8 protein-coding genes and 2 tRNA genes are annotated in these 11808 nt (G+C 65.6%); 4 read left to right on the plus strand and 6 right to left on the minus strand.

The window, feature by feature from the left end:
* Positions 1 to 116 precede the first annotated feature (116 nt).
* On the plus strand, positions 117 to 2525 hold the full coding sequence (locus SKC41_RS16410; RefSeq protein WP_330978537.1) for a hypothetical protein: 2409 nt from the start codon (positions 117 to 119) through the stop codon (positions 2523 to 2525).
* Between the two features lie 89 nt (positions 2526 to 2614).
* On the opposite strand, the gene SKC41_RS16415 is transcribed toward SKC41_RS16410, so the two are convergent.
* Positions 2615 to 2690, minus strand: a tRNA-Lys gene (locus SKC41_RS16415).
* A gap of 248 nt (positions 2691 to 2938) precedes the next feature.
* On the opposite strand from SKC41_RS16415, the gene SKC41_RS16420 reads away from it, so the two are divergent.
* Positions 2939 to 4135, plus strand: a complete 1197-nt coding sequence (locus SKC41_RS16420; RefSeq protein WP_330978925.1) for a L,D-transpeptidase — start codon at positions 2939 to 2941, stop codon at positions 4133 to 4135.
* A 5-nt stretch (positions 4136 to 4140) separates the two neighbouring features.
* Here SKC41_RS16420 and SKC41_RS16425 read toward each other — a convergent pair whose 3' ends face one another.
* The 3 genes from SKC41_RS16425 to orn form a co-directional block, all read right to left on the minus strand.
* Positions 4141 to 5802 (minus strand): cyclic nucleotide-binding domain-containing protein, encoded by a 1662-nt coding sequence (locus SKC41_RS16425; protein WP_330978538.1) that lies wholly within the window; start codon positions 5800 to 5802, stop codon positions 4141 to 4143.
* Between the two features lie 476 nt (positions 5803 to 6278).
* A tRNA-His gene (locus SKC41_RS16430) sits at positions 6279 to 6354 on the minus strand.
* 34 nt (positions 6355 to 6388) lie between these two features.
* Positions 6389 to 7036 carry an oligoribonuclease gene (orn, locus tag SKC41_RS16435; RefSeq protein ID WP_330978539.1) on the minus strand — a complete coding sequence of 216 codons (648 nt, stop codon included), beginning with the start codon at positions 7034 to 7036 and terminating at the stop codon, positions 6389 to 6391.
* 96 nt (positions 7037 to 7132) lie between these two features.
* Between orn and SKC41_RS16440 the strand changes: the two genes are divergently transcribed.
* Complete coding sequence (locus SKC41_RS16440) at positions 7133 to 8707, plus strand: helicase HerA-like domain-containing protein (protein ID WP_330978540.1); 1575 nt, start codon at positions 7133 to 7135, stop codon at positions 8705 to 8707.
* Positions 8708 to 8710: 3 nt separating this feature from the next.
* On the opposite strand, the gene cmrA is transcribed toward SKC41_RS16440, so the two are convergent.
* Positions 8711 to 9517 carry a mycolate reductase gene (gene cmrA, locus SKC41_RS16445; RefSeq protein WP_330978541.1) on the minus strand — a complete coding sequence of 269 codons (807 nt, stop codon included), beginning with the start codon at positions 9515 to 9517 and terminating at the stop codon, positions 8711 to 8713.
* An 88-nt stretch (positions 9518 to 9605) separates the two neighbouring features.
* On the opposite strand from cmrA, the gene SKC41_RS16450 reads away from it, so the two are divergent.
* On the plus strand, positions 9606 to 10955 hold the full coding sequence (locus tag SKC41_RS16450; protein WP_330978542.1) for an MFS transporter: 1350 nt from the start codon (positions 9606 to 9608) through the stop codon (positions 10953 to 10955).
* Here the strand turns inward: SKC41_RS16450 and SKC41_RS16455 are convergent.
* Complete coding sequence (locus SKC41_RS16455) at positions 10952 to 11752, minus strand: MmpS family transport accessory protein (protein WP_330978543.1); 801 nt, start codon at positions 11750 to 11752, stop codon at positions 10952 to 10954. The two genes, SKC41_RS16450 and SKC41_RS16455, sit on opposite strands and share 4 nt — an antisense overlap.
* Positions 11753 to 11808: the final 56 nt, after the last annotated feature.

The following is an 11808-nucleotide window of genomic DNA, read 5'->3' on the forward strand; positions in this document are numbered from 1 at the left end:
AAGAACGCGGCCCGGTTAATGACTGGTGGCGTCCCCGAATTCGCCGCGACGGTCGAGTTGGACCGGCGCACAGAGACTCGCAAGTTGATAGCCGAAAGCTTCGCGGAGGCAAGTCCATGCGTCACACCACACACAACTTGTCGCAAGATCACCAACAACTGAGCGCCAGCGACTTTCACTCGCTTGGTATCCGTGATCTGCTGGATGCCCGCGACCAGTTTCACGTGCACCTCGCACACAAAACGAACGTGTTCTCCACCGCGATTGGGCGCTACCTCATCCGTGACACCGACAATGACGTGCACGAAGCGGGCGCTGGTCAGGCCCACGATCGCCACCCCAAGGCAGCACCGCGCACCCTGCTGAATTCCAAAGTAACGAGATGGTCGTGGCCGTGCATTCTGGTGTTTGTCAAGCAATGGCAAACCCTCGAGGAGCTGATCAAACGGCCCGAGGATGTGGTTCCCCCGTTCGTGTATATGCCGGATGGGCGCATTGTTCCGGTGTGCGTGGTCCTCGCGGAGTCCGCTGATCTCCCGGCCCGAACCCTCGACCCGAGCCTGCTCGCGGCCAGTTCGCTCGGCGTCGGTTCGCCTGTTTATGTCGACGCCCAGGGCATGCGCCGGATGGGCACGATTGCCTGCATGGTTTCGGATGGCAGTGACTTCTATGTCCTGACCAACGCCCACCTCGCCGGCGAGGTGGGGCGGCCCGTGCGAGCTTTGATACGCGGCGTTCCCATGGTGGTCGGGAGCACTCTTGGAACGCCCAACCTGACGGAGCGCACATTTTCGGATGTGTACCCCAGCCTGCCGGGCAGGGATGCCGTAGTGAATATTGATGCCGCTATCGTCCGGCTGGAAGATGCCCATATTTGGGAGGCGGACGCGCTCACCCAATCGATCGGTGACGTGGCGGATTTCAGCGCGGGCACCGCCTCGCTGTCCTGGATCGGGAAACCGGTGGCGGGGTGTGGCGCCGCCAGCGGAGAAATGCGCGGAGAGGTCAAAGCCCTTTTCTATCGATACAAGTCGGTTGGTGGGCGGGACTATGTCGCCGATTTCGTAATCGGGGCGCGATCGGATGACACGGGCCCGCTGGTCACGCAGCCGGGCGATTCCGGGTCACTTTGGTGCCTGGACGGAGTCGTGGAGCCGGGCACGCGTTCGCCGTTCGGTCTGGAGTGGGGGGGCCAGCGAATCAGCAACGGTCCGGGTGCCGGCCAATTCCTGCAGTTCTCGCTGGCGACGTCGATGGCAGTGATCCTGCGGGAACTGAATCTCGATCTGCTCGCCGGACCCGCGGCCGAACGCTTTCAGTATTGGGGACCGGTGGGGCACTTTAAAATCGGTCAGCAGGCTTGCTTCCTGGTGGGAAACCAGGCGTTGCAGAAATTCTTCATTGCCAACATCAACAACCTCAGTTTCAGCAGCGACGAGCAACTCGAACTGGCGACTCATCTGCAGGCCAAGGATTTCGTCCCGCTCAGCGATGTGCCGGATGTGGTGTGGAAGACGAATATCAACCGGGTCAAGCCGGAAGTCGCGCGGGCGATGGAGAACTGGAACCACTACGCCGATATCGATCTTCCCGGAGGCGACGGCCAAACGCTGATTGCCGGCTATGAAGCCGACGAGGACTCGCTGAATCACAGCACCTGGCTGAGCTTCTATGAAGATGCGCCGCTTCCCAGTGCGTCGACAGCAACGTCCAATAACCAAGGGGCGCTACCATTTCGCGTCTGGCAGGTCTTCGCCCAGATTGTGGAATTCGCGAAGAACGGAGACGGCGCAAGTTTTCTCGCAGCGGCCGGCTGCCTGGCGCACTATGTTGGCGACGCCTGCCAGCCGTTGCATTCCTCCCAACACTCCGATGGGTTGAATGGGGCCAGCACCGGCGTGCACGCCACGTATGAGGACAACATGGTGGACGCGCATGCCGACGACATCGCGGCCCGGATCGGCGATGCAATCAAAAACCTGAGCTTCACGCCCCGCGCGATTCACAGTCCGCGCGACGCCGCCAAGGCGGCAATGGATTTGATGATTTTCGCCCAGCAGACGCTGCCTCCCGAGACGATCTGCCAGATCTACAACGATGCCCACCCAGGCGGGGGCAAGAGCGCGACCAAGGCCGCCGCGGTTCTGGACGCGCTCTGGGAGAACTGCGGCGAGCAGACCATCGAAGTCATCGCGGCGGGAGCCGTGACGCTTGGCGCAATGTGGGCGGCCGCATGGAAGCTCTCCAGCGCGTCAAAAAGCTCGGCATGGCTCACCACGGTTTTCGACGGCGCCGCTGACCTGATGCCGATCTACGAGGACAAGGATTTTCTGCGGTCGTTACACCTTGCCTATTTGGGACAGGACGACCTTCCAGGATCCGACGCTCCGCAGAATCCGCCTCCGGCTCCCGGCGGCGACGCCCCGGCCCGCGGTTCTCCCAAGAAGAAGGCCGCTCAGACGCGGGTGGCGACGAAAGCCAGGGGAGTCAAGGCCACGGCCAAGCGATCGGCGCCCAAGCGATAAGAGCAACGGGTCAGCGGCCAGCCCTACCGTTACCGCAACGTCTGCGGCCAGGTTGTGCTGCGAAGCGTCGCGATACAGCGGAACTGCGGTGGTGCGCCGTCAGGGTTTCGAACCCCGGACCCGCTGATTAAGAGTCAGCTGCTCTACCAACTGAGCTAACGGCGCTTTGGTCGACCACGACCGCGTTGCGACTTTAACAGGCATCCCGTCGCGGAACGAAATCGCTCGACCTCCCAGTGTAGAGCCTGCGCGGCGGGCGACCGTCCCGCGTTTTGCGGGCCTTGCGTCGCTGCTTTAAGGTCATCCAGCTGAGTTGCGGTGAGCACGGGGCGTAACCCATTAGAATATTTGCAAGTATTCTTCGGTCAGCGGTGACCAGAACGTGAGCAGGATTGGTCGTGGAAGGTCACTCGATGATGGCTTTGCGCAGACACCGATCATGGCTGGTTATCGCCATGGTTATGTTTGCCGTGGTCGGCGTCTCCTGTAGCAGCAACCACGCCGCCGCGCCGCCGAAGATCATCTTCGACAAGGGCACACCGTTTGCCGACCTGCTGGTCCCCAAGCTGACCTCCTCGGTGTCGGACGGCGCCGTCGGCGTGACCGTCGATGCGCCGGTCACGGTGAACGTTGCCGACGGTGTGCTGGCGTCGGTCACGATGGTCAACGACAACGGCCGGGCGATCAACGGCCAACTCAGCCCGGATGGGCTGCGCTGGTCGACCACCGAGCAGCTCGGCTACAACCGGCACTACACGCTCAACGTCAAGGCGACCGGTCTCGGTGGCGCGGCGAGCCGCCAGATGAGCTTCGCGACCAGTTCACCCGCACACCTGACGATGCCGTATGTCGCCCCGGGCGATGGTGAGGTCGTCGGCATCGGCGAGCCGGTGGCGATCCGGTTCGACGAGAACATCGCCGACCGCGCCGCCGCCCAGAAGGCGATCAAAATCACCACCAACCCACCCGTCGAGGGCGCGTTCTACTGGCTGAACAATCGCGAAGTGCGTTGGCGCCCAGAGCATTTCTGGAAGTCGGGAACTTCGGTCGACGTCGCGGTCAACACTTACGGCGTCGATTTGGGCGACGGGATGTTCGGCGAGGACAACGTCAAGACCCACTTCACGATTGGCGACGAGGTCATCTCGACCGCCGACGACACCACCAAGATGGTGACCGTCCGGGTCAACGGTGAGGTCGTCAAGACGATGCCGACGTCGATGGGTAAGGACAGCACCCCGACGGCCAACGGCTTCTACATCATCGGCGGCCGGTACAAGCACATCATCATGGACTCGTCGACCTACGGGGTTCCGGTCAACTCACCCAACGGATATCGCACCGAAGTCGACTGGGCCACCCAGATGTCCTACAGCGGCGTCTTCGTGCACTCCGCGCCGTGGTCGGTCGGTGCGCAGGGCCACACCAACACCAGCCACGGTTGCCTGAACGTCAGTCCGAGTAACGCCGAGTGGTTCTACGACCACAGCAAGAGCGGGGACATCGTCGAGGTCGTCAATACGGTCGGGTCGACGCTTCCCGGCACCGAGGGCCTGGGCGACTGGAACATCCCCTGGCCGCAGTGGAAAGCCGGCAACGCCAACACCTGACGCGGCTAGTCCTCGGGTTTGCGGCCGAGGCTGCCGGCGTGCTCGAGTCGCTGGTCGACGATCGCCTGCATCGCGCTCTGAGTGGTCGAATTTCCGGTGACGGCGCTCAGGAAATCCTCCCGGCGCAGCCGCCACAGCGTGCCCGCCTGCAGGCATCGCACCGTGGCGGTGCGCGGCACGTCGAACAGCAGGGCGATCTCGCCGAAGTGGTCACCGTCACGCAGCGTTCGCACCGACTGGCCGTCGACAACGGCGTCGAAGACGCCGGAACCGATCAGGAACATGTCGTCGGCGGATTCGCCTTGCCGGACAACGACATCGCCCTCGGCGCTCTCGATGGCGATCAGTGCCGAGGCAAGCTGGTCGGCGGCCGCGACAGACAACGGCCGAAACGCCGCCACGCTTCTGATGGCGTCCAATTCCGCGCGCTGCACCGGCGAGCGCCGTTCCACCCGCAGGACGCGCAGCAGGCCGTAGATCGCGCCGAGCAGCGCCAAACCGGCTGCCACGCGCAGCGTTCCGCGCACTCCGATCGCGGCGTTGATCTCGGCGGCGCAGAACCCGGCCACGCCGACGACCGAGACGGCGATCACCGCGTTGATTCCGGCGAGTAGGTCCAGCGACCGCCCGGACGCGCTGCGCTGCAACAGGGTGCGCCCGCACACGATTTGGTAGGCGATCCCGATGCCGAACGCGCTCAGCAGCGGGATGGCCAGCGCCACCGCCGAGGTCAGCGCGAGTGCCAACAAGACCGCCACGCAAGCCAGAAATCCGAGGACCATCGGCAGCGACATCGAATGACGGCCGAGCGAGAGGCTCGCGATACCGCCGACCAGTCCGCCGATACCGACCGCCCCGATCAGCACGGGGGTCCCCGACGCCCCGATATGCAAAAGGTCACTCGCGATGCTGGCGACGATGCTTTGCGCGGTACCGGTCAGCGATGCGGTGATGGCCATGACGGCGACGACCACCCGGGCGTTCGTTGACCTGCGAAGCACGCCGATGCCGCCGGCGAGTTCGTTGACGACTCGGGAGCCCTCGTTGCGCACCCGGGTGTCGATCCCGCGAATGGTGAACAGCGGCGATGCCCCCAGCGCGCAGAACACCACGATGGTCACCAATGCGGCGGTGGGTCCGGCGGACCCCAATGCCGCGGCGGCCACACCCGCGCCCACCAACACCCCGGAGGTCTCGAGCAGGGCGGAAACGGCGTTCGCGGCGACCAGCTGGGCCGGAGAGTCGGCCAGCCACGGCATGAGTGCGTCGTTCAGTGCCTTCGGGGCGGACTGGGTGAGCCCTTCCAGTGCGATCACCAGAAACAGCAGCGCGGTCGCCGTGTGGTGTCCCAACAGCGGAATCACAAGCGCCACTGCGACTCCCCGGGCGACAATGGAGCCGGCCAGCACGCGCTCGCGCCGGAACCGGCCCGCCAGGGCGGCATACACGGGGGCGCTGATCGCCCCGGTGATCTGGCGAACGATCAGGAACCAGCCGGGGCCCACCGGGCCCAACAGATCGAAGGTGACGACCAACATCGTCGAGACCCAGGCGACATGGGCGACGACGCCGGCGGCGATCGATGATTCCGCCCTGGCGATATTGGCATTGGAAAGGGCATTGCGAAATGCCGCCCACCGACTCGCTCGTGCCGGCGCCTCGGCCATCCGGTCAGCATATCGGTCGGCTGACATGTCCGCTCGAGATTCGCTCTGCAGCGTGAATTAGTTGCAGCGCAATGGATTACAACGAAAATGCTATGCGCAGGTGAAGAGCGGGTCGCACACCAGGGTGGCCGTGCACCCCGATGCCGCCGGGACCGTGAACGCGAGGACCAGGACGAGGACGACCTTGTACTTCAGAACAGACATGACCACTCCGAACTTATGCAATGGGGTGATAGTACGCCATGGATCGCGGGGAAGGCCGGCGCTGGCAAATATCGGCACCGGGTTGATGTCGGGATTTGGCGTGCGCAGCCAACAATGTTGGTCGGCGTCGCAAGGTCATTGCGGCACAGCGCAATAGGTCGCGAGCCGGTATCGCGATTGGCGGCCGCGCAGCGGCGGTTTCGCTGGCCGCCGAGCTGCGATCGCCCCGGAGAAGCAAAAAGGTCAGAGGGCGGATAAGCCCTCTGACCTTGTGGGGTGAGTGACGGGACTCGAACCCGCGACATTCAGGATCACAACCTGACGCTCTACCAGCTGAACTACACCCACCACGGCCGCCCGCTAGAAGCGGCGACTGTCGATACTAGCGGTTCGGTGGCTCGGCGGCCGAATCAATTGTCTGCGCCGTGCCGTCGGTGCCCTGTAGCTCGGCGGCCACCGCCGCGATTTCGCTGGTAGAAGGCCCGGGAAGGGGCACGAACGCGGTGCGGCGATAGAACTGCAGCTCGCGGATCGACTCGCGGATGTCGGCCAGTGCCCGGTGGGACAGTCCCTTGGCCGGCTGGCCGTAGTACACGCGGGGGTACCAGCGGCGGCAGAGTTCCTTGATCGAGCTGACGTCGATCATCCGGTAATGCAGAAACGCGTCCAGGGCCGGCATATCGCGGGCGATGAACGAACGATCGGTGGCGATCGAATTGCCCGCCAGTGGCGCCGTCTTGGGCGCCTTGACGTACTTGCCGACGTATTCGAGCACCATCGCCTCGGCCGTAGCCAGGTCGACGGTAGACGCCCGCACCTCGTTGATCAGCCCCGAGCGAGTGTGCATTTCGGTCACTACGTCGATCATCGACGACAGGGCGGCGTCATCGGCGTGGATCACCACGTCGACGCCGTCGCCGAGAATGTTGAGATCGGCGTCGGTGACCAGGGCCGCGATCTCGATCAACTTGTCCGAGCTCAGCTCCAGCCCGGTCATCTCGCAGTCGATCCACACCAATTCGTCGCGCACAGCGCTCAGCGTAAGCCCACGTGAGCGCTGCCCCCGTCGCCCCCTGGCAAGTAGTGTTGACCGTTGCAAGTTTCTCCCGAGAGGGGCACGGCAGCGATGACCACCGAATCGGCGGCCGGCGGACCCGCACAGCGCATCGCCAGCGGCTACGCCGTCGAAGGCCAGGCACTGGAATTGGGCACCGTCGTCATCGACGGCACCGCCGACCCGAGCGCGCAGATTCGCATCCCGCTGGCCACCGTCAACAGGCATGGTCTGGTGGCGGGAGCGACCGGTACCGGCAAGACCAAGACGCTGCAGCTGATCGCCGAACAGCTCAGCGCTGCTGGGGTTCCGGTTTTGATGGCCGACGTGAAGGGAGACCTGTCGGGACTGTCCCGGCCGGGGGAGGCCAACGACAAAACCGCGGCGCGCGCCAAAGACACCGGGGACAATTGGGCGGCGACCGGCTTCCCGGTGGAGTTCTTGTCGTTGGGCACCGAGGGGCTCGGCGTGCCGATCCGCGCGACCGTCGCCAGTTTCGGGCCGGTCTTGTTATCAAAAGTGTTGGGGCTCAATGCTACTCAAGAGTCGACCCTGGGTCTGATCTTCCATTGGGCAAGAGAGAACAATCGCGCGCTGGTCACCCTGGATCAACTTCGTAACGTCATCAGTCACCTGACCAGCGACGAGGGCAAGGCCGACCTGAAATCCCTGGGCGGGGTGTCGTCGACGACGGCCGGCGTCATATTGCGCTCCCTGGTGAACCTCGAGGGCGAGGGCGGCGACACCTTCTTCGGCGAGCCGAAGCTCGATCCGCACGACCTGCTGCGCGTCGACAACCAGAACCACGGCACCGTCTCGCTGCTCGAGTTCAGTGGTCAGTCATTGCGGCCGGTGATCTTCTCCACCTTCCTGATGTGGTTACTCGCCGACCTTTTCAACGAACTGCCCGAGGTCGGCGACATCGACAAGCCCAAGTTGGTGTTCTTTTTCGACGAGGCGCATCTGTTGTTCACCGACGCGTCGAAAGCGTTTCTCGACCAGGTTGAGCAGACGGTCAAGCTGATCCGCTCCAAGGGCGTCGGGGTCTTCTTCTGCACCCAGTTGCCCACCGATCTGCCCAACGACGTGCTGTCCCAGCTGGGCGCGCGAATTCAGCATGCCCTGCGCGCGTTCACCCCCGATGACCAGAAGGCACTGTCCAAGACCGTCCGTACCTATCCCAAAACCGATGTCTACGACCTGGAGTCGGCGTTGACCTCGCTGGGTATCGGTGAGGCCGTCGTCACCGTGCTGTCCGAGAAGGGCGCGCCGACGCCGGTTGCCTGGACGCGCATGCGGGTTCCCCGGTCGCTGATGGGCGCCATCGGCGCCGATGAGATCGCCAAGGCCGCGAAAGACAGCCCGCTGCAAGCAAAATACGGCCAGACGATTGCGCAGCCGTCGGAACCTCAAGTGCGCCAACCTCCCCCACCGTCACCGCAGGCTCCGGCGCCGCGGGGGCAATACGACCCGCTGCCTTCGTATCCGGACCCCTACGACATACCGCCGATGCCCGCGCCGGCTGAGCCCAAGGGTCCGGCCATGTGGGAGGAAGTGCTGCAGAATCCCACCGTGAAAAGCGGCATCAACACCGCGATTCGCGAAGCCGTCAAAAGCATCTTCGGGACGGGCCGGCGCCGCAAATAGGGCTTACCCGCCGCCGAGTTTCTTGTAGAACGCGCCGGCGATCGGCGCGACGATCGCGCGCGGGGCATACCCGCTCCCGACCGACATCGCCTTCGAGGTCAGGCCCGGAACGACGCGCATCTTGTTGCGCTCCAACGCATCCAGCGAGAGCTGGGCGGTGTGCTCGGTCGAGATCCACAGGAAGTCGGGCACCAGTCGTTCGACCAGTGACCGCTCGGCGTCCTCGGGCAGATCGGTGCGCACCGGACCCGGCGCCAGCAGCGTGACGTGAACACCCGAGCGGCGCAGTTCACCGCGCAACGACTCGCTGAAGGTGTTGACGAACGCTTTCGAGGCGGCGTAGGTGGCGTTGTAGGGAATCGGCGAATTGCCCGCCGCTGAACCGGAAATCAAGATGCCGCCCGCGCCGCGCTCGACCATCCCGGGCAGTACCGCCAACGTCAGGTCATGCACCGCCACGGCATTCAGTTGCACCTGAGCCTTTTCGCCGGCCGGGTCGAGGCGACAGAGCGGACCGAACGTTCCGGTGCCGGCGTTGGCGCACAGGATGGAGATGTTGCGGGTGGCCAATTCGTCGCACAGTTTGGCCCGTTCCACCGGGTCGGCGAGGTCGGCGGGCCGCACTTCCACGGTCACGCCGTACTTCTCGGCTAGCCGAGCGGCAAGGTCGTTGAGTTTGTCCTCGCGTCGCGCGGTGACGATCAAGTGGTGTCCGCGCGCGGCCAATTCCGTGGCCAGCGCTTCGCCGATGTTTTGCGAAGCTCCAGTGACAACAGCGCGCGCATCGGGGTCGGGAGCGGGTACTGGCATGCGCCAATCGTAGACAGCGGCCACATCTGTCCGACAACGGCGCAACCGTGCGCGGCGGCTTGTCGGCTTAACAAATAGAGTGCCGGGCATGGGTCAGCCGGAACCGGGGGCGGGCGGGGTCGCGCGATCTCGGGTGGTGGCGTGGGCGCTGTGGGACTGCGGGTCGACGGGTCTGAACGCGATCGTGGCGACCTTCGTCTTCTCCGTCTACCTGACCAGCAGCGTGGGAGAGGGGCTGCCCGGCAGGACCACACCGGAGAGTTGGCTGGGCCGCGCGGGCGCGCTTGCCGGGTTGACGGTCGCACTGCTGGCGCCGCTGGTCGGTGTGTGGGTGGAGTCGCCGCATCGGCGGCGCGTGGCCCTGAGCGTGTTGACCGGCCTGGCGGTGGCGCTGACCTGTTCGATGTTCCTGATCCACGACCGGCCCGCCTACCTGTGGGCCGGGCTGGCGCTGCTGGGCGCGACGGCGGCCTGCGGTGACCTGGCCAGCGTCCCGTACAACGCGATGCTGCGTCAGCTCTCGACCCCGCAGACGGCCGGCCGAATCTCCGGTCTGGGCTGGGCGTCGGGCTACCTCGGCAGCGTGCTGCTGCTGTTGCTGATCTACACCGGCTTCATCGCCGGCTCGGGCTCCGGACCCGATGCGGTACGGGGGCTGCTGCGCGTGCCCGTGGCCGACGGGCTCTACGTCCGGGAGGCGATGCTGGCTGCCGCGGCCTGGCTGGCGGTGTTGGGGCTGCCGCTGCTCCTTGTCGCGCACCGGCTGCCGGACAGCGCGGAGGTGCACCAGCCGACGACCATGCTGGGCGGCTACCGCAAGCTGTGGACCGAGATCTCCGCGGAATGGCGCCGGGACCGCAACCTGGTCTACTTCCTGGGTGCCAGCGCGCTGTTCCGCGACGGGCTTGCGGCGATCTTCGCCTTCGGCGCGGTGCTGGGGGTCAACGTGTACGGCATCTCGCAGGCCAACGTGCTGATCTTCGGGGTGGCGGCCAGCATCGTCGCCGCCGTCGGCGCCGTCGCGGGGGGTTTTGTCGATCACCGGATCGGGTCCAAGCCGGTCATCGTCGGGTCGCTGGTGGCGATCGTCTCCTCGGCACTCACCATGATGGTGCTCTCCGGTCCGGTGGCCTTCTGGGTGTGCGGGCTGACGCTGTGCCTGTTCATCGGGCCGTCGCAGTCCTCGGCGCGTGCCCTGTTGTTGCAGATGGCCCACAACGGCAGGGAAGGCGTGGCGTTCGGCCTGTACACGATGACGGGCCGGGCCGTCGCGTTCGTGGCGCCCTGGCTGTTCTCGGTGTTCGTCGACGCCTTCGGCGCGGTGCGCGCCGGGCTGGGCGGGATATCGCTGGTGCTGATCGCGGGACTGATCGCGATGATCGCGGTCCGGGTCCCGCCGCGCCACACCGCCGTGCCGGAACCGGTCGAACAGACCTAGCGTCCGGCGGCGTCGCAGACGGTGATGCCGGCGCCGAGGCGCTGGCGCACCTGAACTCCGTCCACGGTCACCGAGCAGGTGACGTTGTGGCCGATGTTGATGATGGTGACGCTGGCCGGATGAGCGGCCGACTGCGACAGGCTGACCTGCTTGGTCCACGGCAGCGAGACATTGAACTCAGTCTGGATCACGTCGCCGGTGTCCCAGTAGGTGACGCTGATGGCCCGGCCCTCGCCGCTAACGGTGTAGACGACGTTTTGCATCGCGCCCGGAGTGGGCGCGGGCCCGGCCGAGCCGCTGGGCGGTGGCACCGGCAGCAGCGTCTGCAGCGGCGGCGATGTCCGCGTCGACGTGCGAGGTGTCGGGCTTTGCGCACTCGACGTGGGCATGGCGGGCAACGGCGGCACGGCGGTCTGGGTCTTCAGCGCGCCGTTGGTGAGGACCAGCGCGATCAACAGCGCGACCATCAACAGCACCGCCGCACCGGCGCCGATCAACAACCAGCGCGGCGATCTCGGGCCTTCCGGCGGCGGGGGAGGCATGCCCCCCGGAGGCCCCCCGCCCGGCGGCGGCTGGTCCTGGTCTTGCTGCCAATACGCCGGCAGGCGTCGGGTGGTGTTGGTCTCGTTCACGCTCGGCGCCCACGGCGGCGCATACCCGCCGTAGGCAGGCGCGTACGGCGCTTGGTCGGCGTAGGCCGGATCAGCGAGCGGCGCGTTCCGCGGGCCAATCGGCCCGGTCGGTTCGGACCCCGCTTGAGGGGGACCAAACCGGTCGGGTCGACGTGGATCGTTCATGTCCACCTCACAGTTTGCAGGGTACCTAAGCCGAGCGGCTGGGCGGGGAATCTCTC

It is taken from the genome of Mycobacterium sp. 050128 (assembly GCF_036409155.1).
Lineage (GTDB): Bacteria > Actinomycetota > Actinomycetes > Mycobacteriales > Mycobacteriaceae > Mycobacterium.